The sequence below is a fragment of the Microcoleus sp. POL10_C6 genome (assembly GCF_036701585.1).
GTDB lineage: Bacteria > Cyanobacteriota > Cyanobacteriia > Cyanobacteriales > Microcoleaceae > Microcoleus.
The window spans coordinates 108,765-131,324 of the sequence record NZ_JAUBRB010000011.1 but is presented as its reverse complement, the minus strand read 5'-3'; the positions used below and the strand labels follow the sequence as shown (position 1 = coordinate 131,324).

Annotated in this window: 16 protein-coding genes and 1 pseudogene; 5 read left to right on the top strand and 12 right to left on the bottom strand. The window is 46.7% G+C overall.

Features of this window, described 5'->3' with window-relative positions; translation table 11 throughout:
* Positions 1–80 precede the first annotated feature (80 nt).
* On the top strand, positions 81–2,177 hold the full coding sequence (locus QUA34_RS08930) for an iron uptake porin (protein WP_333385795.1): 2,097 nt from the start codon (positions 81–83) through the stop codon (positions 2,175–2,177).
* 380 nt (positions 2,178–2,557) lie between these two features.
* On the opposite strand, the gene QUA34_RS08925 is transcribed toward QUA34_RS08930, so the two are convergent.
* A complete protein-coding gene (locus QUA34_RS08925; protein WP_333385785.1) occupies positions 2,558–4,315 on the bottom strand; it encodes an NFACT RNA binding domain-containing protein in 1,758 nt (585 codons plus the stop codon).
* A gap of 237 nt (positions 4,316–4,552) precedes the next feature.
* On the bottom strand, positions 4,553–6,130 hold the full coding sequence (locus QUA34_RS08920; RefSeq protein WP_333385793.1) for an NAD(P)/FAD-dependent oxidoreductase: 1,578 nt from the start codon (positions 6,128–6,130) through the stop codon (positions 4,553–4,555).
* Positions 6,131–6,366: 236 nt separating this feature from the next.
* Between QUA34_RS08920 and QUA34_RS08915 the strand changes: the two genes are divergently transcribed.
* On the top strand, positions 6,367–6,954 hold the full coding sequence (locus QUA34_RS08915; RefSeq protein WP_333385782.1) for a hypothetical protein: 588 nt from the start codon (positions 6,367–6,369) through the stop codon (positions 6,952–6,954).
* Positions 6,955–7,238: 284 nt separating this feature from the next.
* Here QUA34_RS08915 and QUA34_RS08910 read toward each other — a convergent pair whose 3' ends face one another.
* The 3 genes and pseudogenes from QUA34_RS08910 to QUA34_RS08900 all read right to left on the bottom strand — a co-directional run.
* On the bottom strand, positions 7,239–8,231 hold the full coding sequence (locus tag QUA34_RS08910; RefSeq protein WP_333385779.1) for a permease: 993 nt from the start codon (positions 8,229–8,231) through the stop codon (positions 7,239–7,241).
* Positions 8,232–8,247: 16 nt separating this feature from the next.
* A complete protein-coding gene (locus QUA34_RS08905) occupies positions 8,248–8,475 on the bottom strand; it encodes a thioredoxin family protein (protein ID WP_333385776.1) in 228 nt (75 codons plus the stop codon).
* Positions 8,476–8,558: 83 nt separating this feature from the next.
* A pseudogene (locus QUA34_RS08900) lies at positions 8,559–8,888 on the bottom strand (MerR family DNA-binding protein); the annotation flags it as partial.
* Positions 8,889–10,253: 1,365 nt separating this feature from the next.
* On the opposite strand from QUA34_RS08900, the gene QUA34_RS08895 reads away from it, so the two are divergent.
* Positions 10,254–13,235 carry a cation-transporting P-type ATPase gene (locus QUA34_RS08895; protein WP_333385773.1) on the top strand — a complete coding sequence of 994 codons (2,982 nt, stop codon included), beginning with the start codon at positions 10,254–10,256 and terminating at the stop codon, positions 13,233–13,235.
* A 105-nt stretch (positions 13,236–13,340) separates the two neighbouring features.
* Here the strand turns inward: QUA34_RS08895 and QUA34_RS08890 are convergent, their stop codons facing one another.
* Together QUA34_RS08890 and QUA34_RS08885 are read right to left on the bottom strand one after the other, a co-directional pair.
* Positions 13,341–16,043 (bottom strand): tetratricopeptide repeat protein, encoded by a 2,703-nt coding sequence (locus tag QUA34_RS08890; RefSeq protein ID WP_333385770.1) that lies wholly within the window; start codon positions 16,041–16,043, stop codon positions 13,341–13,343.
* Between the two features lie 168 nt (positions 16,044–16,211).
* Positions 16,212–16,802, bottom strand: a complete 591-nt coding sequence (locus QUA34_RS08885) for a hypothetical protein (protein ID WP_333330584.1) — start codon at positions 16,800–16,802, stop codon at positions 16,212–16,214.
* A gap of 81 nt (positions 16,803–16,883) precedes the next feature.
* Between QUA34_RS08885 and QUA34_RS08880 the strand changes: the two genes are divergently transcribed.
* Positions 16,884–17,774, top strand: a complete 891-nt coding sequence (locus QUA34_RS08880) for a hypothetical protein (RefSeq protein ID WP_333385767.1) — start codon at positions 16,884–16,886, stop codon at positions 17,772–17,774.
* Positions 17,775–17,912: 138 nt separating this feature from the next.
* Here the strand turns inward: QUA34_RS08880 and QUA34_RS08875 are convergent, their stop codons facing one another.
* The 3 genes from QUA34_RS08875 to QUA34_RS08865 all read right to left on the bottom strand — a co-directional run bounded on the left by QUA34_RS08875 (position 17,913) and on the right by QUA34_RS08865 (position 19,328).
* Entirely contained in the window at positions 17,913–18,251 is a 339-nt protein-coding gene (locus tag QUA34_RS08875; RefSeq protein WP_333085469.1) for a XisI protein, read from the bottom strand.
* Positions 18,239–18,655 (bottom strand): XisH family protein, encoded by a 417-nt coding sequence (locus QUA34_RS08870; RefSeq protein WP_333330578.1) that lies wholly within the window; start codon positions 18,653–18,655, stop codon positions 18,239–18,241. The genes QUA34_RS08875 and QUA34_RS08870 overlap by 13 nt, the downstream gene beginning before the upstream one ends.
* 190 nt (positions 18,656–18,845) lie before the next feature.
* Positions 18,846–19,328, bottom strand: coding sequence for a hypothetical protein (locus QUA34_RS08865; protein WP_333385763.1), 483 nt, complete (start codon positions 19,326–19,328; stop codon positions 18,846–18,848).
* Between the two features lie 209 nt (positions 19,329–19,537).
* Between QUA34_RS08865 and QUA34_RS08860 the strand changes: the two genes are divergently transcribed.
* Positions 19,538–19,723 (top strand): ribbon-helix-helix domain-containing protein, encoded by a 186-nt coding sequence (locus QUA34_RS08860; RefSeq protein ID WP_333330572.1) that lies wholly within the window; start codon positions 19,538–19,540, stop codon positions 19,721–19,723.
* A 316-nt stretch (positions 19,724–20,039) separates the two neighbouring features.
* On the opposite strand, the gene QUA34_RS08855 is transcribed toward QUA34_RS08860, so the two are convergent.
* Both QUA34_RS08855 and QUA34_RS08850 read right to left on the bottom strand, forming a co-directional pair.
* Positions 20,040–22,004, bottom strand: coding sequence for an ATP-binding protein (locus QUA34_RS08855; RefSeq protein WP_333330777.1), 1,965 nt, complete (start codon positions 22,002–22,004; stop codon positions 20,040–20,042).
* 283 nt (positions 22,005–22,287) lie between these two features.
* Positions 22,288–22,491, bottom strand: a complete 204-nt coding sequence (locus tag QUA34_RS08850) for a hypothetical protein (RefSeq protein ID WP_333385758.1) — start codon at positions 22,489–22,491, stop codon at positions 22,288–22,290.
* Between the last annotated feature and the right edge of the window lie 69 nt (positions 22,492–22,560).

The window sequence follows — 22,560 nt, the reverse complement described above, 5'->3', positions numbered from 1 at the left end:
TTAGGCAGAATACTAAAGGTGATTTGCGATCGGCTAAATCTTCGGAACGGGCGATCGGCTCAATGTGGTGTAAGGAAAAAATGTCCAAATTTTTGTGGAAGGGACTTTTAGTTAGTCCCGCTGTATTGGCAGCAAGTTTAGTCGTATCTTCGACGGCGCTAGCAGCAGAGAAACCGGTAGAAATTGCCACCATAGCTCAAGCTGATCAATTGCAATTAGCAGGTGCTGCAACCGAGGTGGCAAAGGCTGAGACAGCAAAGGCTGAGACAGGCGAACCAGCGTCGCTAGCTAGCAACTTGACTGTTGAGACTATTGAGAAAGAAAGTGCGAACCTCTACGAGGGCTTTCCTTCGGATCGCTTCGCTAACGCTAACGAGCCGATTGCCCCAGTTGCCGAACAGGCAAAACCACCGGAAAACGCAGTTGCAGGGGATTTAAGCGAAACCCAACCCGCAGTCGCCCCCGCAAATTTAAGTGCCGAACAACCTGTCGCGGAGCAAATTCCCGCAGTCGCGCCCGCAAACTTAAGCGAAACCCAACCCGCCGCTACACCGACTAATTTAAGCGCCCAAGAGCAGATTTCCCAATCGCCAAATCCAAGTCCCCAACCTCCAGCACAGTCAAATGTTTTAGAACAAATCAATGAATACAGCAAAGAAGACAGTAGCAGCCAAGATGCGGCCGGCCAGGTAACGTCTGTTTCGCAACTTTCCGACGTTCGGCCCACAGATTGGGCGTTCCAAGCTTTGCAGTCTCTAGTAGAGCGCTACGGGTGCATAGCTGGCTATCCTGACGGCACTTTTCGCGGCAACCGGGCGATGACTCGCTACGAGTTTGCAGCAGGTTTAAATGCGTGTTTGGATAAAGTTAGCGAGCTGATTCAAGGCGGTTCCAGAAATCTGGCGACGCGAGAAGATTTGGCTTCTGTGCAAAGGTTGCAAGAAGAATTTGCGGCGGAATTGGCAACTTTGCGAGGCCGCGTCGATGCTTTGGAAGCGCGCGCCTCTGAATTAGAAGCAAATCAGTTTTCAACTACGACTAAACTCAACGGCGAAGTCATATTTGGTTTGACAGGTATCGCCAGGGGAGATGATGCCGAGGGCCGCGAAGCTGATAAAACCACAGCTTTTGGCAGCAGGGTTCGTATCAATTTTGACACGAGTTTTTCTGGAGAAGATTTGCTCAGAACTCGACTGCAAGTTTTGAATCTGGGTGCGTTTTCTACTAATAATACGAAAACTGCTGAAGGGGAATTGCGGTTTAATGTCGGGCCTTTTGGCGAGGCTAACAATATAGTAGCTTTAGATGCGCTGCTTTACCAATTCCCTATCGGCAAAAGCACTACTGTAATTCTAGAAGCCAACGCCGGCGCTGCTGACGATTTTACCAACACTGTCAACCCTTACTTTGACGGAGACGGCAGCTACGGCGCTCTTTCTAACTTCGGTACTCGCAACCCAATTTACTATTTGCTTGGTGGTTCTGGCATCGCTCTGCGGCATCAGTTTGGGGAAAAACTGGAGCTGAGTTTGGGATATTTGGCCGGCAATGCTGCCAACCCGACGCGGGGAAATGGTTTGTTTAATGGTTCTTACGGCGGTTTGGCTCAGTTGACTTTTACACCGAGCGACAGCATTGCTTTAGGTTTAACTTACGTTAATTCCTACAACTTAATTACCAATACCGGCAGCAATACTTCTAATTTTCCGCAGCGTCTCGGTTCCTTCGGGTTCGATAGCGATACCACTCTCCCGATTTCTAGCAATTCCTACGGCGCGCAAGCTTCGTGGCAGTTGAATCGGAGATTTGCAATTGGCGGTTGGGCGGGTTACACCAACCAGCGCATTTTATCCAACTTGGCTACTCCTACGGGTTCTGTGCAGCGGGGGGATCAAAAAGTCTGGAACTGGGCAGTTACTTTGGCTTTTCCCGATTTGTTGAAAGAAGGAAATGTGGCGGGAATTTTGGTAGGTATGGAGCCGCGGGTAACGAGTTCTACTAATCGGACTTTGCCGGAAGATAAGGATACTTCGCTGCACGTTGAAGGTTTCTATCAGTTTAAGTTGAGCGACAATATTTCTGTCACTCCTGGTCTGATTTGGCTGACTGCTCCTGACCACAATAAGAATAATTCTGATTTGGTGATTGGGGTTGTCAGAACCACGTTTAGTTTCTAGGAGCGGGTTTAAGGTTTAAACAGAAACGACCAGCTTTTGCAAAAGCTGGTCTGCACAAATAGTTAAATCCGTTGTGTTCCCACAGTGTTTTTCTCACAGTGAGGAAACCCAAGTTGCACGTTTCTTTGCAAAGGGTTCTAAAAGAAATATCATCTCTCTTAAGTGGTATTATAACAACAAAATTTAATTTTATGTAATAAAACTTTACATTACAGACGAATTTTAATTTTTAGGCGACGATCGCACTCCCAGTCACTTTGTATAACCAAAGCTGGCTTCAAAAATCCGGTTTCTGCGTAGGTTTATCGGTTCCAAACAGCTTATTTGAGGTAAAAACGAAGTTTCGCTTGCCGATCACCCATTTACTCACTTTGTATAAATCAAGCAGGAGCTTGCTGCGGTCTACCCCAGACAATCCGCTCCTGCTTGTATACAACCATACCCGGTTTTGCGCCTTTGGGCTTGTATACATATTTCGGTTCTGTATAAACCACGGGGACTTGTTCGCTGTGGCGGGCGCGACTGTAGTAAGCAGTCATGTCGGCGGCAAATTGCAAATCGGTTTCTTCAGCCACAGTACCGGGTGTGAGACGCAGCAAAGCGTGGCTTCCGGGAATCTCTAGGGTGTGGAACCACAAGTCGTAGTCGTTGGCTGTGCGAAAAGTGAGTTGGTCATTTTGGCGGTTGTTGCGCCCGATTAATAATTCAAAGCCGCTGGGGCTTTGGTAGCGGTGAAATTCGATCGCAGCATTTTTGTCGGTACTGCGGTAATCTGGTACGTCTAGATATTTTTGTTGGATCAGTTCTTCGCGGATTTCGGCGAGGGTTTGCAAATCTTGGGTGTTGCGGTAGGTTTCCAATACTGAAAGTGCGACTTCAACTTGTTCTAAATAGTCGATTTCTTCCTGTACGGCGGCTAACAAAGGTTCTACTGCAATGCGGGCTCTTTTAAGTTTTTGGTGTTTTTTGTAGATTGCTTGAGCGTTTTGAACCGCATTTTTTTCCGGGTTTAGGGGAATGATAACTGGTTTCTCAGTTTCAAAGTCAGGGAGGGAAATTGATTTCATTCCCGGTTCCCAATGCTGCAAATTTGCCATCAGCAAGTCGGCTTGGGATTTGTGGGTGTCTGCGTCTGCAGATTGCTGTAAGCGTTCTTTAAATGTGTTGGCTTTGAGGCGCAGTTTTGCCAGGACGTTGTTGAGTTTTTGGGTAAGCTGATGCCGCAGTTGGGCGAATACTTCTTGATTGATTTGGCCTGTGTAGTAGCTGTTAAGTATTTCTTGAACGGAAGAAGCATCAGAGGGCGGGCACGGGGGCACCGCCCCTACATTGTGATTTTCTGGGGCGGGCCAATCGATGACTGTGTAGCCTTCGGGGGTAAAACTTGGGTGAAATTTGGAGTTTTCTAGGCATTGCAGCCAGTATAGCCAGCGTTGAAATAGTTGCTGCCATTCGTCGGGATTGAGGCTGTCGGTGGATTGTTCGGGGTCTAAAGAAGCCGATCGAATCATTGACAAAACTAAGGCTTTACTCATCCCTCGGTAATTCTTCAACAGATTGCCCTTTAATTGCCCAGGAACCAGGCTAATTCGTGATTGCCAGCGGTTTTGAGATTCGCTCAGACTCGGCACTGCATCGGTCAAAGACGGGGGCATTTCGTAGGGTTGCCCGGTTTGGATGGGGCGGACGGTGGACTGTTTGGCGCTGACTTGGTGGGCGCAGGTGACAACGAGGTTGTCTTGGGCGGTGAGGATGACGTTGCTGTATTTGCCCATGATTTCGGCGTAGAGGTGCCAGAGGGCGGGTTCTCCGGGGCGTTTGGCGAACTGCAAGTCGATGACTCTTTCCCAGGATGAAACAGGGGCGATGGAAACTAAGGCTAAACCGCTGAGTTGGTGCCGCAGTTGTTCGCTGAAGGTGAAGGTGTCGGGAATGCGGGGCGGGGGGTCGCCGACGCAGATGCGGGCGGCCACAGGATGCCAGGAAAGGTCTATCCAGCCGCGCCCTTTCATGGTACGGAGGGCTAGGGACACGGTGAAGCGATCGCGCTGGTAGACTTGTTCTAAGCGCGCTGGCAGCCATTGGGCTCGCAGTTCGCTGCAAGCTGCGGTTAAAGTTGTAAAGTCTACGGGTTGCACGGTGGCCTCTTTGCGATCGAACTATCTATTTCTATGCTGACAGATATCGGTCACATTTTACTAACTATATCAAATTATTCTTTACTCTTGGCTTTGCGTCCTTCGCTATGAAAGCGCTTCAATAATTTCGTTAAGAAATAACAAATAACAAATAACTAATAGACATCTCCTAAAAAGCAGGTTTTGAACAGGCACGGTGCCTGTTCCACAAGAATTATGGGAGATGTCTAATAACAACTAACTAATAACTTCCCGAATCAATTGCAAATGTTTGTACAAAGGTGCGATCGTATTGGCGGCGATCGCACCGCTAGCAGCAACAGCCGGCAAACCAATTCCTGGAAATGTCGAATCTCCGCAGCAAAACAGCCCCGCTAAAGGTGTTCTCGGCCCGGGAAACAAGCCGCTACCCGCCCGAATTCCGGGCCCGTAGGAACCGCGATGGCGGCGCAAAAACCGTTCGTGGGTGAGGGGTGTCCCAACTAAGGTGACTTCTGTGCGCGATCGAATATCGGGGATAATTCTCTCTAAGGCTTCCCACATTACCTCGGCGCGCGCCTGTTTTTGCAGCTTGTACTCTTGGCTGGTGCGATTCCCTACGGGATAGCTTCGCTTCACGAGCTTTTGCCACAAATCGTAAGGCTCGTTTCCGGGGGTATATGCGTGAATGACGTGCTTTCCCGGAGGCGCGAGGTCGGGGTCGAGGAGGGAGGGAATCGAGACGAGAACGACGTTCTGAGGGGCGGAAACGCCCATTTCCCAGTCTTTGACAAATATGTAGTGACAAGCCAAGTCCGATCGCACTCCGGCAGCATCTATTCCCAGATGCAGGTGCATGAAGCTGTCGCACTCGGGCGTCGCCTGCCGCTGTTGCCGAAACCTTTGCGGGACAGAGGTTTCAGGCAAAAGTTTCAGTGTATCCCAAACGGAAGCGTTGGAGACGACGGCTTTGTGCGATCGAATAATTTTGCCCGATCGCAGCCGCACGCCGGCAGCCCGGTTGTTTTCGACCAAAACTTCTGCAACGTGGGAATTTAGCAGCAACCGCCCTCCGTGGCGCTCTAAACCGCGTACCAAGGCATTTACCAAAGCTGCACTACCGCCGATCGGATAGTCTAAAACTGCATTGGGGCGATACCAGTCGGCGAACATGAAAGCGACTTCGGCTGCGATCGTTCCGTCGGCGGGAAGTCCAGACAGCAGGAAGCACAACAAATTCAGCCAATTTCGGACAAACGGATCTTTGACATTTTTGTCCATAATTTTGCTGAAAGGGCCTGCAAGTGCGATCGCGTCGCCAGCACTTTGCAGGAAAGCAGGCGCAAATTGGCCGAGGGTAAAAACACTGCCCAAATCGAAGCGCAAAGCCAGGGAGGGCAAGGCTGTGGCAGCTTTGGCGTAGGGTTCCATGATGCGCTGGAGTTGCCGCCATTCGGCGACTGCTGCCGCGCCGCGCAATTGTGCGATCACTTCAGCAAATTGACTCGCACCGACGGATGTGTCGAAATCGCCTTCTGGCAAACAGCAACCCCAGGTATCGTAGGTGATGCAGGGGAGTTTTTCGCCGATCGCATCCAAAACTTGCCGCAGCGGATTCGCAGACGGGCTGTAGGATAATCCTGAGTACAGGGAGGGCCCGGAGTCGAATCTAAATCCGTCGCGTTCAAAACCGTGTGCGGCGCCGCCCGCGATCGAATGGCTTTCGCAAACCACAACCTCAAAGCCATAGCGGGCAAGCATTGCAGCGCAAGTCAAGCCGCCAATTCCGCTGCCGACGACGATGATTTCTGTGTCTGTGGGGGCGATCGCAACCATGTTTTTCTCCGCTACATCAGCTAATATTATCAATGTCTTGCAGCTTTAGGACTTAGGCATTTAACTGTAGGCTCGATCCCCCCTAGCCCCCCTTAATAAGGGGGGGACAAGAAGCAGTCAAAGTCTTTGTTAACAATGGCTGGTTCAGAAGCATTCAAAGTCCCCCTTCTTAAGGGGGATTTAGGGGGATCTCGACTCAGCTACCACCCTTAAAATACAAATCTGTATATTATTAAATGGAAAACATATCAATTCTAGAACAAGCCGCTAAATCGAATACAAAACCATCTCCCGACGCTGTAGTTGCCGCCCTCCTTGAAGCTGAGAAAAACGCGAAAAAAAATAAAATTCGCTATTCTTTCGAGCAATTAATCGGCAACTGGCAACTCTGCTTTATCACCGGCACCAAAAAGACTCGACAAAAAGCGGGGATTGTGTTAGGTGCGGGACGTTACATCCCTCAGTGGATTGCGAAAATTCAAATTGCTTATTCGGCAGAACCTGTTGCTGAAGGGGAAGAGAATAGCGAAATCGGCCGGGTGCAGAATTCGGTGCAAGTTGGGGCGATCGTACTAACTCTTTCTGGGCCGACTAAGTTTTTGGTTAATAAAAATATTTTAGCTTTTGATTTTACCAGAATTACCGTGAAATTGTTGGGTAAAACTGTGTATCAAGGATTTATTCGCGGTGGAGAAGCGCGGGAGGCGGATTTTTTTAGTTTAAGTGTGGCGAAGCAGGCATTTTTTGCATATTTTCTGGTAGAAGATGGGATAATTGCGGCTAGGGGAAGGGGCGGCGGCTTGGCTTTGTGGGGGAGAGTTTAGAGGAATTGAGGAGGCGATGGAGTAATTGTTTTTGATCGCATGATCGCAGCCCCCTATTGGCGAATTTCCAGGGGGTTTTTGACCCGAAATACAGTCGAGATTTCCTGCATAGGAACCCAGAAGGCTATGCGACACTCAACTAAGATACAGAGTATTTGAAGTTTATGAGGTATACCCCAGAAACCGGGTCTCTTTACTGTTCTCGCATCATTAATAATTCTGTTGCTCGAAACCCGGTTGATCGCGATATACATCTACATGGAATATGCTGTAGTAGGTTGCAGCTAAGCAAGAAGAGCATTGAATAAATAGCCGATACAGATTATGCCAAGAGTCATTAGGCTGATGAAAACAGCTAAAAGTTGAGGGCGGAGAACTTTTTTCAAAATGATCATCTCAGGTAATGAAAGAGCAGTAACAGCCATTGTGAAGGCTAACACAGTTCCGAGGGGCATTCCTTTGTTAACCAGTGCTTCAGTAATCGGCATCACACCAGCAATATTCGCATAGAGTGGCACACCTAAAATAACAGCAATAGGAACGGCTAAGGGGTTGTCAGGTCCTGCTATCTGGGTGACTAAAGTAGTCGGAACATAACCATGAATTCCTGCACCGATCGCAATTCCTAAAACCACATAAAGCCAAACGGATTGCACAATTTGACTAGATTGAAACCATCCCTGTTCAAATCGCTGGTTCCAAGTGAGCTGATTAGATTCAAATTCATCGGTTTGAGCCTCTAGTGATCGGGATTTTTGGAGTTCCCAAACAAAGGGTTCCACCCATTTTTCTAATTTTAGTAATCCGATCGTATATCCAGCCGCGATCGCCAATCCAACGCCGAAGCCGATATAAAGAAGCGTAACTTTCAACCCAAATAATCCCCAGATCAACACCACCGCCACCTCATTGACCATTGGTGCTGAGATCAGATAGGAAAATGTGACTCCTAAAGGAACACCGGCTTCCAAAAATCCGATAAAAAGAGGAACCGCCGAACAGGAGCAAAACGGTGTAATGATCCCCACAAGAGCCGCCAGGATATTCCCCCCGAAGGTGCGCTTGCCTTCTAACCAATGCCGGACTTTTTCTGGTTCTAAAAAGCTTTGAAATGTACCAACAATAAAACTGATTACAATCAGCAATGTTAAAACTTTAGGTACATCGTAAAGGAAAAAATGTAAACTGGCTCCGAGGTGAGATTTTATAGATAAACCCAAGAGGCGAGTCACAATCTGAGTAGCTAACCAGTCGAACGGATAAAACGGATCGAACATGGTTTTTCTCCAATTATTAGAGTTGTAAGAGTCTCTGAATTTCTGCGCTCGTGATCACTTTTCCTTTGCTGACGACTTTGCCGTTGATGGTCAATGCTGGAGTAGACATCACACCGCGTTTAGCGATTTCGATCGGGTCGGTGATGTGCAGGATTTCAGCTTCTAAATTCAAAGCGGCGCTCGCCTCCTTGGCATTAGCTTCCAACTGCTGACATTTTTTACAACCAGATCCTAATATTTCCATATCCACCGCATTCATAACATGGCTCCTTTTTTACTTATGTAATTCTGTTCAGTTATAGGCTCAGGTAGAGCTAAATTTTACAGTCAAGATGCTCTTTGAGCGCGCGCTGCTTCTGGTGATTTTTCAAGAACGAGGCATTGATAAGCTGGGTCGGGATGCTCTAATTTGATTTGACATTGCTTGACCCAAGGCACTAGCTCATCATGCAGCGATCGCAATTGTCGAATATTGACCTCAATTGCCTGAACTTTCTTGTTTAGTCTGTCATAGACGGCTTTACAGGTGAGTAATTGCCCATCTTTCAACGCTAGAATTTCCTTAATTTCCTCAAGACTTAGCCCTAAATACTTGGCACTAGAAATAAAGGCAAGTCGTTCCATATCCTGCCGGCTAAAAAGGCGATCGTCCGCTTCAGTCCGCTGGGGGAGATGGGATCAATCCAATACGCTTATAAAAATATAGAATAGAGTTTGTGGATTGAGTCCTAAACGACGAGAGACTTCGCATTGGAACATTGGTATTATCTCCATTGCAACCTCTTAAACTAATCATATACCCTATACCTTGGTATAGGGTATAGGGTGAGAAGTTAAGATTTGTTGAAGCTACTGGATTTCAGGGGGCGACAAGCGCCCCCAAACCAAGATTAATCAAGGGTTGTAGAACTCAGACGGGGTGAAGAATATCCCAGCTTATTGACAATAGACTTTTTTCGCCCAAAAACAAACTTTAATTCAGCCTCCAGATTATGGTAAAAAAAACAGTCTTATTATTTCAACAATACCCCGATTAAAATGCTGCCTCAATTCTCCCCAGCCACCTGCAAAAATATTTGAATAAATAGCAACGAATTACATTAAAATTATTAGTGTGCCTCTAGCAAAACCAAAAGCAAGTAAACATAGAAAGGTTAGCAGCAACACTACCTTTACCAATTCAGCAGAATAGTCGTCATCGCCATATACAACGCTTTTTGAAACTGACGCCTGTTAAGTGTGCTTCTGGTTTGGTTTCCCATGATTAAATAAATTATTACTCAACGCATACGCAAGGGAAAACGATTGATTATTGCTTTAGATAGAACCATTGGACAAGCGAATAATATTTTGATGGTCAGTGCGCTTTATCAAAAACGCGCTTTCCCTATGTTTGGGATTTTACTCTCGAAATAACGCCCCTTGGTATCTGCTGACTAATTTCGGAGATTTAGAAACGGCTGTGATTATAAACAAGGCTCGGGAATTGAAGCGATGTTTAAGGAGTGTAAAACTGGTGGTTATAACGAAAAAAGATTCTCAAGCTTCACAGGATAAATTAGTACGTTTAGTCTTGTTGATTGCCATCCGGATGACCACTGCTGGGTTCCAAGGCTAAAAAACAAGTATTTTGGGGAAATCTCCTTATATTTTTCTGCAAAAGGAAGCAGGGAGAACTAAACGAAGACATAGCACTTTTAGGGTCGGTTTGTACGGTCACAATTGGATAGTCGCCTTTCATGAGTGTGAGGAATGGGTAGAAGAATTGGTCACTTCTGTTCGCAATAAGCGCAGATTTTATCAACGGAGATTAAAAGCTCTAACCCTTTTCCAGCAAGCTTTATGGCCCCCTTGTCGCACCCTGAACTACGGGATGCAATATTATCAGTATTAAAAGTAGAGAAATCATCTGTACTGGGGCAGTTCGATCCCAGGGATATTGTAAGAAAAATTAAGTTTACACAAATACTTCTAAAAATATGCCAAGACTGACTTCAGTAACTATTTCTAAGGTGGGGATGTATGGCAGTATCGCATCAACCAATTTGGACCCTATCACCAGAAGATGTATATAAATCCTTTGAAATCAGCGAGAACGGGTTGTCTGATGACGAAGCTTTCGATCGACTCGTAAAATTTGGTACGAATGAGTTGCCAGAACCGGCTCATCGCCCTCTGTGGCTAAGATTTACCGATCAGTTAAGGCACTTTATGGCCCTGTTGCTATGGGTGGCAGGGATTTTGGCATTCATTTCGGGAACCCCTCAATTAGGTTGGGCAATCTGGGCGGTGATCGGGATTAATGCTGTATTCAGTTTTTGGCAAGAGTTTCAAGCAGAGCAAGCATTAGCGGCCTTAAAGAATGTGTTGCCGATGCAGGTGAAAGTGTATCGGAATGGGGAACTAAAGCAGATTCCGGCAAAGGAACTGGTGCGTGGAGATGTGATGCAATTGGAAGAGGGCGATCGCATCTCTGCGGATGCTCGGTTAGTTACTGCCGAAAGCCTGTATCTGGATATTTCTGTAATGACTGGCGAATCGCTTCCTGTTGCCCGTAACGCTCATCCGGTGCGGGTGCGCGAAGCTGCATCCATCCGGGCTGGCAAAACGATACCAGCGGGCGAACATCCCTTACAAGAAAAGGTCAATCTGGCGGAAATCCCAAATTTGGTGCTCGCAGGCTCGACGGTTTCGTCAGGAAGGGGCGTTGCGGTGGTGTATGCCACGGGAGCACAAACCGAGTTTGGTCACGTAGCCCATCTCACCGCCGTTGTGAAACGGGAACCCAGCACGTTGGAAGTGCAGGTTGCTGATATTGTGCGGATCATCACTGCGATCGCCCTCGGTATGGGAGTTCTAGTATTTCTGCTGACATACCTGCTGGTGGGGATGGAGCTGAAAGAGAGCTTTATTTTTGGGATCGGGATCATTGTGGCGCTGGTGCCAGAGGGCTTACTGCCGACTGTTACTTTGTCATTGGCGATCGGAGTGCGGCGAATGGTGCGCCGTAATGCTTTGGTGCGTCGTCTTTCGGCTGTGGAAACCCTGAGCGCTACAACGGTGATTTGCACCGACAAAACCGGAACGTTGACTAAAAACGAAATGACGGTGCATTATCTCTGGCTTCCCTGGGAATCTTCGGAGAACAGCCCAAATCCTGCCAGCCAAGAGCCGGCTGTCTTATCACCTCTTAACGGCAAGCAGAAATCTCATCCATCGATGACGCCGACTCTGATTGAAGTGACGGGCGCTGGATACGATCCTACGGCTGGTGAGGTTCAGATTCCCGCGAATTTTGCAGCATCCTGGAAAGTCAATTTGTTGCTTACGGGGGCGGCACTTTGCTCGAATGCACGGTTGATTCACCTGACAGCGCCTAGCCGTTGGCAAGAAATTGGCGATCCAACGGAAGCGGCTCTGCTGGTGGCTGCGGCCAAAGCCGGATTGAATCTGGAAACTTTGCAAAAACAGCTTCCCCGCTTGCGCGAGGTGCCTTTTGATTCTCGTCGCCGGATGATGACGGTGGTGTTGGACTGGCGATCGTCCGCGCTATGGAATAGCGATTTGCCGAACCTGGCTTTTACCAAGGGGGCGCCGCTGGAAGTGTTGCGACACTGCACATCTATCTTGCGGAATGGAACTCTCTCCGAACTCACTCAATCCGACTCGAATGAAATAGTTGCGGCTAACGATGATTTAGCCCAGCAGGGCTTTCGGGTTTTAGGGGTGGCGGCGCGCCGTGGGGGGAGTGAAATGTTGGATTTGCGATCGCAAGACTTAGAGCAAAACTTGATTTTTATTGGTCTGGTGGCGATGTTTGACCCGCCCCGTCCAGAGGTAAGAGACGCTCTTGCTCAGTGCCATCAGGCAGGAATTAAGGTGACGATGGTGACGGGTGACTATGGACTGACTGCTGAGGCGATCGCCCGCAAAATTGGATTAGTTACCGATTCTGTACGGGTGGTAACGGGTGAAGGCATGGGGCATCTGTCGGATGCTCAATTGCAACAAATTCTGAAATATCGATCGGGGCTAGTGTTTGCTCGGATGTCTCCTGAGCATAAGCTGCGGCTGGTGGAAGCCTATAAAACGATCGGGGATGTAGTTGCGGTGACGGGGGATGGAGTCAATGATGCACCAGCATTAAGGGCTGCCCATATTGGCATCGCGATGGGGATGAATGGCACAGATGTGGCACGAGAAGCCGCCGATATTGTCCTTACCGATGACAACTTTGCGACGATCGTGGTCGCGATCGAGGAGGGGCGAGCCGTGCATCAAAACATCCGCAAATTTATGACCTACATCCTGGCATCAAACCTGCCGGAATTAGTACCATTTCTGTTCATGGTGGCATTGAAGATTCCTCCTGCACTGGTGATCATGCAGATTCTTGCTATTGATTTAGGAACTGATATAGTGCCTGCATTGGCATTGGGCGCAGAACGGGCAGAAGCCGGAACGATGCAGCAGCCCCCCCGGAAAAAATCGCAACCGCTTCTCGATCGCTCTCTGCTGTTGCGCGCCTATGGCTTCTTGGGATTGCTGGAAGCTGCCCTAGCGATGGCAGCATTTTTTGTGGTGTGGTGGAGTTACGGTTATGACTTGGCAGAATTACAAGCCGCAACCCCAAGCATTCTGTCTCATTCAGCAGATGCCGCTACGATCGCCATCTATACTCAAGCCATTACTATGACTCTGGCATCGGTTGTGGCTTGTCAAACGGGCAATGTCTTTGCCTGCCGATCGGAACGTGGATCAATTCTGCGGCTGGGATTCTTTTCTAATCCACAAATCTGGCTCGGAATTGCCATTGAATGGATTTTAGTGGTGATCGTGATCAATAACGAATTGTTGAGCCGCATTTTTTCGACAGCACCTTTAGCACCCTGGCAATGGCTGCTATTGCTGGTGTGTCCACCGATCATTTTAGGAGCAGAAGAACTACGAAAAGTCGTGTTTCCTGGGAAATTGATGCCGAAGCAGAGCCAGAAAGGTAATTAGGTTGAATTTTGTGAACACTTGCTACTCCTAATTGCTGACGATCGCATTTACGGATACAGATATATCTAGAAATGCGATCGGGTTAACTGTTCCGCCTGTTAGTAACTACCGCGCATCCCCAATTAAAATAAACGGCGACCAATAAAACGGATGGCGAGTAATTTGACTCAACTTAGCTTGTCGCAAAGCTTCATTTTTACTCATCCCTTTATTGATATTTTGATAAAATTCAACCATCAAATCTTTAGTAGCTGAATCATCAACATTCCACAAACTTGCCATCACCGCTTGTGCGCCCGCACGCTCAAATACATAGGCAACTCCCGATATTTCTTCACCGTTAGAATTTGCTTGCATAGCAGTTTGACAAGCGCTTAAGGTGAGGAGTCTGGTGTTTTGCAATCCTAATAACGCGGCATCGCGAATATTGAATTGGCTGTCAGCAAATAGCAGTGTATTTTCCTCCATGCCCAATTGTTGACAGCCTCCCCGTTGGAAACAGCCGTGAGTTGCTAGGTGTAAAAAAGGAAAGCGGGGTGCTTGAGTTTTGAATTGGTCGAGGGTGGCGACATTGCCGATATAGGCGGAACTTCCGGGGAATAATTGAGCGATATTTCTAACTTCTTCTTCTGTACCAGCTAAATTTTGCGGCGCGCGGGGGATGGGATTTCCTAAGGCTAAGACACTGCCTTGTAAAGTTGAATGGGGAATTGACCTTGTGGAAATGCGGGTGAGATAGTTGACAGGATATTTCTGGATCAGGAATTCATCAGTTTGTTCGTCATACAGCGTTTCAAAGGGGATATAGCGCAGTTTGCCCGTGACGATGATGCTCAATTGTTTGGCGGCAGTAGCTTTAATTTGGTCTTCGATCGGACGAATCAGGATGTCGTAAAGTTTGCTGCCAGTTGCAGTGAAGTTAGTGTCGCCAGTATTTTGCAGTTGTTCGCGGTATTGAGTGAGGAGTTTGTCGAATTCTGCGGGGTCGAGCGGAATTTTTTTAACACTTAAACTGTCCTTTGTCAAGACGAATAGTGCGACGGTATTGGGGACATTTTTGACATTTGTCAGCAAGACGGGTTGAATGACAACCGTATCTGGTGCGATACTTGCTTTCAATTGGGCGATGTCTTTAGGTGTGGTTTCAAAGAGTTCGGCGACTTCTGGGAAGTCTTTGCGGATTTCTTCAGCTTTGCTGTAGACTTCAGCTTCTAATTCCCGCATTTGTCGGGCGAGATTGTCTGAGGGTTTGTCTTCGATTTGGCGGCGGAGGTATTGGAGTTGTTGGTTTTTTTGATTCCACTCGTCAATGGCTTTTTGTGCTTGGGGGTTCGCTACTTTGGCGTCAATTAAGCGGGTGTAGTCGGCGAGGTCTGCTGTGGTGGCGATGTTGACCCATTGGAAAGCGCGATCGGCTTGGTTTTGGTCGATGAGGAGGGATGTCAGGGCGATCGGAGTTAAGTTATTAGCTTGTAAAAACTTTTGGCGATTTTCTCGCTGTAAACCACTCCGCATTTCTAAAGTAATCTTGATGGAGTCCTCCCAGTTTTTGATGGCATCAGTAGGTTTATTTATATCTCGGTAGGCTAAACCCATATTAGTTAAAGTAACAGCTTCGCCAGGGCGATCGCCAACTTGCCTCCTAATTTCCAAAGCTTGGTTATAGGATTTTAATGCCTCGTTTGGTTGTTTCATGTTTTGGTAGGCTAAACCCATATTATTCAAAGTAGTAGCTTCCCCAGAGCGATCGCGCCCTTCCCGCATAATTGGCAAAGCTTCGTTAAGGTATTCCAATGCCTCTTCTGGTTTTCCAATGTTGTTATAGGCTAAACCCATATTAGTTAAAGTAGCAGCTTGCCCTGGGCGATCGCTCACTTCTTGCCTAATTTTTAAAGCTTGCTTAAGATATTCCAATGCCTCTTTTGATTTTTCAAGTTTGTCGTAGGCTAAACCCATATTATTCAAAGTAGTAGCTTCCCCAGAGCGATCGCCCCCTTCCTGCCAAATTGCTAAAGCTTGCTTAAAGTTGTCCAATGCCTTTTCTGGTTTTCCAATTCTGTAGTGGACCCAACCTATACCATTCAAAGCAACAGCTTCTACAAATCGATCGTGTACTTCCTGTGAAATTGGCAAAGCTTGGTTATAGTATTTCAATGCCTCTTCTGGTTTGCCAATGCTGTCATAGACCCAACCAATCTGAGTCAAAGTAAAAGCTTCCGCAGAGCCAGCCTGCACTTCCTGCCAAATTGGCAAAGCTTGGTTATAGTATTTCAATGCTTCTTGTGGTTGTCCTGTGTTCTGGTAATATGAACCAATATTAGTCAAAGTTCTAGCTTCCCCAGGGCGATCGCGCACTTCCTGCCAAATTGGCAAAGCTTGCTTAAGGTATTCCCATGCCTCTGTTAATTTTCCAAGTTTGTCGTAGGCTAAACCAATATTAGTCAAAGTCAAAACTTCCCCATAGCGATCCCGCACTTCTCGCGAAACTGGCAAAGCTTGGTTAAAGTATTTTAATGCTTCTTTTGGTTGTCCAATGTTGTTGTAGACCATACCAATCCTATTGAGGACTGATACTTCCGTTGTTAGATCGTTCAATTGTCGTACAAGGCTTAAAATCTTCTGCCATGTTTCTATTGCCAGTTGCGATTTTCCTTGCTGTTGCTGTTCCCTTGCTTGCCGTATCAGTTTCTCTACTTCTTGACTCTGTGCATTTGGACTTTGCGCCCTACTAGGTTGTAGCATCGGTGGTACAGTCAGAGGAGTTAAACACACACATACAACCAAAATATTCCTAATAATTCGTTTCATTTTTTTTAGAATTCACCAAATTCCATTAAATAGGAGAGGCATCAGAAGTCTCATTACATATAATCCTGAAAATCTTCTAATGGTTCATCAAAGTCATCAGATATGGTAATCCCCTCGCGGTCGCTCCCAAACAACGGGGGACGGCGCTGTTTTAAACCCCCAACACTATCAATAAGGAGTTACTAAAATAGTCACCGTCTTTTTCTGCGGCTCGAATTTCATTTCATCAACTACAAATTGCCGATCTTTTGCAACTGCCAAAATTGCCCGCAATTGCCCCCGATTCACAACAGGCGACCTCAATTTTACCTCAGCTTGACCTTTGACAGCATCTATCAGACGAAAATCGCCGATCGGAATACCGTTCCATTTCGCTTGAGTATTTGTATCTACTGGGGTGTCGCCCCGAATAAACTGCAGCCCATTAGTTCGATAAACCACCGCATTATTGGGAAATACTATTTTATCAATTTGACTCAAGGGGAGCGATCGCTTTTCCCTCGATCCCTGTATCCATAATTTTTGCCCTTTCTCATCAATCTCTACAACTCTACCATCTCTTTTTTCGCCTCCTTTCATCACAATTTCCGCTTGCGTCGGCAACGCCACGGGTATGGGCTGGCTGGCGTTAGCCTGTGCTTGTACGGATGGCAAATTGCGTTTCTGGATTTCCTGACTGGTGGCATTAACTCGTCCAGCCATACTCGCCGTTACTGTAAAAAGTGCTACAACTAGAAAAGAAAGTGTTCTGCGTTTCATACTTCCTTAAACTCCTTTCAAGGGTAAGCGTTAACCCGCTACCATTATAAACCCATACTTCAGTCCCTTGAGGGTAAATCCGTGCTGCCAACTCCAGAATCTACCCCCGAATCGAATATTTTAGGCAACTTGGCCAGTGTTTTTGGCTTGCTTGGTGCTGCCCTGTTTTTCACGGGCTGGATTTATCGCTGGTCTTATTTTTCCTTCTTTCAGCTAGAGGTAACGACTCTCGATTTACCCGTCGAATCGTTTTTTATGGTGCCGCTTCAGGTGTTTTTTGCTGGCGGAACAAGCATATTCAAAAGTGCGATCGCCCTTCTGCTGACAGCCCTGGCGATTTACCTCAGTTTGTGGCTGGTGAATAGTATAAACAAGACAGTTGCTGCTAAAATCAATGGCATAATTACACGGTCGCTTTCCTATCCTTACGGCAGAAGATTCAGGTGGATTTACCGCATCCTGAAATCTTGGCAACAATTTAATGTCAATAGATATAACTCGATAAAATTATTGCGATCGCTCGTTGACGAAATTATCATCGTCGGTTGGGTATTGCTAGTGTTGTTTTGGTCAGCATACCACCAAGGTATTGCCGATGCCCGACGCGATGCCGGGGAAAATTCGTCTTTACCCGCCGTTGCCTTAATCGCCAAACAAGACAACATTGCTTTAGGCAGAAAACTCGACGATCCAACACTCCGACTAGACCCTAAAGGATTTAAGGCGATCGGCGATGCAGGTCTATTGGCTGATTTGAGCAAAAGAGATTATACTGATATCAATAATCCCAAAGAACCTAGAGTTTGGCGGTTCCTTTTGGAGAGAGGAAACTGGATTTATCTGTTTCCGGCTTTAACAAAAGAACAGCAAAAAGACCCTAAAGTTCGCCCGCCAGTGATGGCTATTCAACAAAGTCAATCCGGCGATCAATTGTTAATTGTAAGTCCCCAACCTTCTCAACCTTCTAAATAAAGTCGGGGCTGGTTGATTGGATGCCAAAATAGTCTCGATGCTAATCGTTAGACAGTTAAATTAACTTATAGCGTGCGTCAGACATTGATTATTTCGATTTCAACAGGTTTTTCAACTCCGGGGAACCTTACGCATTTCCTAAGCAACTCCATAGCCAGTATATGGACGCTTGTAAGGTGGATGCAACCCTAAAATAATATCCTCTTTGGGTACTCCCATCTCGACTAATTCTTGCCCAAGATCGGCTTCTGTCATATTGCGTTGAATCCAGATTTTACCATCCTTGATATCTAAGTGAATGAAACAGTTATAAATCCGCTTGTATCCCTCCCAACCCACGTCTAAAATTTGGTAATGATCTTGTTCTGTATCGAACACAAGCTGACATTCAACATCCAATTCTGAATTTTGCTCTGGTGTGGCATGAGTGGTTAGCAACTGGCGGATAAATTGGCGGTACTGCTCTATTCTTTCCATTCGATGATTACCTCCTGCATCGGTTCGTAGACGATTAACTTCACTTGATACTGTCGGACAGCTTCCTGAGTGAATCGTTCTTGAAAAAAGGATTCAAATATATCGAGAGGAATTGCCAGATATAGAGTTCTGTCTGGTTCGGTCATTTGCAATCCTAAGCGGTAGTTCAAAAACTGTCCTAACGCTGAATGAAAGTCTGTCACCGCTGATGGATTCAAAAAACTTTTGATTTCAACAGCAATCTTTTGTCCAGCCTTTTCAGCGGCAAAGACTTTCTCTGCTGCTAAATCGATCTCAAACTTCACCTGATCTATCTTGAGGATCAGCGGATCTGCCGTAATTACCCACTTCTCCTTCAAGAGAGCTTGTTTAACAGCATCATGGAATCGGTCTTTGGCAGCCATCGCTTTTTTACAGTATCTAGGTATTATGATAGCAGCGAGCACTCTTCAGTCCCACTCTGCTGGGACGAGAGTTTGTGTAGTTTGACTTCTTACTCGCATTCCAGGGGCGCTTCGCCACACGAGTAAGAGGTCAAAAGCGATTTCAATTGCTGAGGGACTACAATTGTCACCGTCCAGAAGTGTTTATTGGTTAGGTACGATCGCACACAACCTCAAACACTCCCCCTGGAATAAACCGACACAAAGCCCTCCGCCGATCGTCCGCATCTTGGCGATTGACAAAACGCGCAATTGTATAGTGTTCAGCATTGGGTAAAATTCGGACGATCGCCCAAGAATTGTGATCGCCCCCCTTTGACTTTTCAGGTGTTTTCCCTCGCGAATTTGGGTTGAGTTCGATCGCGGGGCGATCGGCGATCGTCGGAGAATTTGCTTTTCTGAGAGTGTTGAGGTAGCGGGCGATCGTACTTCCTTTCAGATTCGCCCCGACGCGCAGAATCAGAAACACCGCAAAGCTTTCGATCTCTGGCCCAGTCATGCGCGCGCGATCGGCATCAAAATCCTCATCAGAGTAGCTGCGGATACCCGACAGCAGTTGCGTGATGCCAAAATCATTCAAAGCTTGTTGATAGCCGCGGTTATATTCGCTGCCGTCGCTCACAGGCTTTACCATAGAAATAGTCTCCTTTTATTTGGACTGTCTCCTTGTATTTGGGGAACCATCAGCCAGCGCGGGCCGTAGGAAGTTCAGCGCTGGCTTTTGACTCTCTAAGAATATAGCGCATAATGCAGCACATTGCAACAGTTTGCTGCATATTAGACAAAATTGTATAAAATACTCGACAATGACGATCGGCTTAAATAAGAAACAATTACCCTCTAATGGCTAAACGCATATCAACCTCCATAGCAGAAGGAATTTATGACCTACTTCAAGAGTGGGCAAATGAGGAACGCCGTTCAATCAGCGGCTTGTCAGCATTCATTTTGGAACAAGCTGTCAGAGAACGTCAAAAACAAATGCAAAAACAGTCCCCACCATCCGATGAGAAACAAGATAAAAGTTGAGTGGACGCATCCAAGCCAAAGAAAGCGGGTTTTTTGCGGTTTTTGCCGGCCGTAACGCGTCTTTCCGTAAAAAAAACCCGGTTTCTGACCACCCCTGCGTCCAGAACTATATGAAATTTATCGGCATAGACTTAGGTTGGAGTTCAGCAGCAAGCGGTTTGTGCTGTTTGAATTGGCAAAATAACCAATTAGAATTAACAGAGTGCGATCGCCCCCCACTGACAAGACTAAAGCATTTCGACATAAAGCCAGAGGTTTGAAACATACATTTTCGCCCCTCTGCCTACCCCTCTACATCTCTCGCCCAAAAATTACATCACCCGTTTCCTGCTGGTATACGGACAGTGAAAATAGACCCTTTTCCCTCTTCGCTTTCTACCAAAATTTCCCCGCCCATCATCTGACAGTAGTAGCGGCTAAGTGTCAGCCCCAATCCCGCGCCATCGTACGGTCGCGTTGATGAACAGTCAGCTTGTACAAAAGCTTCAAACAATTTGTGCTGTTGTTCTTCCGACATTCCAATTCCGCTATCTTTAACAGATAAACAAATCCAATCCGACTCTTGAACATTCAGCAGGGGACAAGCGATCGCCGCAGAATGAGTTTCATCGGCAGCCATTGAATCGTCAATCGCCGATCGCCCTGCTGTATTCAATTTGCCACTGCCTTCAATGCGCCTGACACTCAGTTTCACTCTGCCGTTTTTGGTGAACTTCGCAGCATTACTCAGCAGGTGCATCAAAACCTGCCGGACTTTTTTGAAATCTGCGTGCATTATGCCCACAGTTCGATCGCACTCAATCTCCAAAACATTGCCATTTTTCTCTACTAACGGTTTCGCGGCACTCGCAACATTGTCAACCAGGGATTCGATGTCAAACTCCTGGATTTCGAGTTTCATACCCCCCGCTTCAATTTTTGACAAATCAAGAATATCGTTAATCAAAGATAGCAGGTGCGTGCCGGCTGTCTGAATCTTGTGCAAGTCGGGTACAAACTCATCAAATCCCGCATCCTGGGCATCTTCTGAAAGTAGTTGACTGTAGCCGATAATCGCATTTAAAGGCGTCCGCAATTCGTGGCTCATATTTGCTAAAAACTGGCTTTTAGCAGTGTTAGCGGTGACGGCGGCTTCCTTAGCTTGTTTCAATTCTTTTGTATGTTCCGAAACCCGCTCGATTAGGTGATTGAGAGAGACAGCCAGAGAGCCTATTTCGCCTTGTGCCGTGACGGGGGCTCGCAAGTCAAAATTAGACTCGGCGGCTACTTGTTCGGCCACCTTAGTGACGCTGATCACAGGTTTGGCGATCGCCCGACTCGTCCGGTAAGCCACCATTCCAGCCACCACTACCGACAGCAGCATACTAATAATAATTATGGCTTTTTCCATTCCTTGGGCGTCTTCCATCACTTCACCACCTTGGCCTTCTTGCTGCTGGGCAATATCGAGGATTTTGCTCAATTCCTCAAGGCTGTTGTTGAGCTGTTTTACACCTTCTCCACTTTCGATGGCGAGCAATTTTCTGGCAGACTCTATCTCCCGAGGCGATAGTTGCGATTGCTGGATTGTCTGCAAGGTTGACTGGAGAGTATCGGCGTATGCTTCTAATTTTTTTGTGCAATCTTGCAGCAAAAACTTGAGAACTTCCGGTTTTGCTGCCAGCCAAGCGGGCTGGCTGTCTACAAACTTTTCTATACGCAACCGCAGATTTTTCGCCTTAACAATACTCTTAACCAACTGCTCTTCTTGCTGTTTTAGCTTGGTTGAATTATCTACAAAAGAATCTAGCTGTGAACCCTGCAATTGGGCCGCCAGCGCTGCATCTTTAAAATTGCCGAGCAATTGCGCTTGTAGATGAGCATCATTGAATTGCTTTAATCCTTGTCCTTGGTAGTAATCGGCAATCACCAGTCCGCTCAGCGAGCCAAGAAAGCCGATTCCTATTGCCAGCAAATACCCGTAGCCAATTTTTTGATGGATAGGCAAACCGCCAATTTTAGATGGCAAACTTTTGCTAACTTTTAAGGATAATGTTTCTACAAAATCATGGTTGGCTTTTTTTTTCTTCACGGTCTCTATAGAAGCCACTTCTCCGGAAATAAAAACTGGCATCTGTTTACCTAAATTGGTATTTTTTTGGTTAACCTTTCGCGTTTTCACGTTTTTTTTCGGCGGGTTAAATGGTTCTAAGTCTGGATTCAATTCCCCCTGGTCTTCCCAAACGGCAACCGAGAAACTTGCTTCATGTCCTGTTTTTTTTAGCAAGTTAATTTTTGACATATGCAACCCCTGTATTCTGTTAAAATCTATCACGATCTTAAGTTCTCCAAACGGAAAATCTTGTCTATTTGACGGTAGACATCTGCGAAAAAGCATCTGAAACTCTGGTCGAGTCAGAGGAGAAACTTAAATTCGGTTGATGTCTAAGAGATAATTAGGCTGTTGAGGACTGTTGCCAAATTACTTTTTCGACTCGTAAAAGTCTGCAGCAGGCAAAAAAAAATAAAACTTTATCCCCGCAGTGAATTATCCCTGCGTGGAATGTTACAGGCAGAAAATTCTCTCAGACCTGTTTTGCCTGTGAGTAGCCCAAAGCTGATATTGTCTGTTGACAATGCACCCGATTCCTTCGCTTTGGACTTTGGCTGCCAGCAATGCGACGATTGCTTAACGGTTTTTGTTGAGCATCCGACAACTTCCTAGCACAGAATGTCACAAATGCAGCAGCCGATCGAACTTTTGCACCCTGGCGATCGACTTTTGGCATCGTTGCCCCGCAAAGACAAGTCTGAGGTGAAGTGTCGTTAGTTGAGTATAACTGTAGGGCTTGCGAAAA

Excerpts from the sequence above, each read along its gene's own strand:
- QUA34_RS08930 (WP_333385795.1), top strand. The coding sequence starts at position 81 with ATGTCCAAATTTTTGTGGAAGGGACTTTTAGTTAGTCCCGCTGTATTG.
- QUA34_RS08920 (WP_333385793.1), bottom strand. The coding sequence starts at position 6,130 with ATGGTTGCGATCGCCCCCACAGACACAGAAATCATCGTCGTCGGCAGC.
- QUA34_RS08915 (WP_333385782.1), top strand. The coding sequence starts at position 6,367 with ATGGAAAACATATCAATTCTAGAACAAGCCGCTAAATCGAATACAAAA.
- QUA34_RS08910 (WP_333385779.1), bottom strand. The coding sequence starts at position 8,231 with ATGTTCGATCCGTTTTATCCGTTCGACTGGTTAGCTACTCAGATTGTG.
- QUA34_RS08905 (WP_333385776.1), bottom strand. The coding sequence starts at position 8,475 with ATGGAAATATTAGGATCTGGTTGTAAAAAATGTCAGCAGTTGGAAGCT.
- QUA34_RS08895 (WP_333385773.1), top strand. The coding sequence starts at position 10,254 with ATGGCAGTATCGCATCAACCAATTTGGACCCTATCACCAGAAGATGTA.
- QUA34_RS08890 (WP_333385770.1), bottom strand. The coding sequence starts at position 16,043 with ATGAAACGAATTATTAGGAATATTTTGGTTGTATGTGTGTGTTTAACT.
- QUA34_RS08885 (WP_333330584.1), bottom strand. The coding sequence starts at position 16,802 with ATGAAACGCAGAACACTTTCTTTTCTAGTTGTAGCACTTTTTACAGTA.
- QUA34_RS08875 (WP_333085469.1), bottom strand. The coding sequence starts at position 18,251 with ATGGAAAGAATAGAGCAGTACCGCCAATTTATCCGCCAGTTGCTAACC.
- QUA34_RS08870 (WP_333330578.1), bottom strand. The coding sequence starts at position 18,655 with ATGGCTGCCAAAGACCGATTCCATGATGCTGTTAAACAAGCTCTCTTG.
- QUA34_RS08865 (WP_333385763.1), bottom strand. The coding sequence starts at position 19,328 with ATGGTAAAGCCTGTGAGCGACGGCAGCGAATATAACCGCGGCTATCAA.
- QUA34_RS08860 (WP_333330572.1), top strand. The coding sequence starts at position 19,538 with ATGGCTAAACGCATATCAACCTCCATAGCAGAAGGAATTTATGACCTA.
- QUA34_RS08855 (WP_333330777.1), bottom strand. The coding sequence starts at position 22,004 with ATGTCAAAAATTAACTTGCTAAAAAAAACAGGACATGAAGCAAGTTTC.
- QUA34_RS08850 (WP_333385758.1), bottom strand. The coding sequence starts at position 22,491 with ATGCCAAAAGTCGATCGCCAGGGTGCAAAAGTTCGATCGGCTGCTGCA.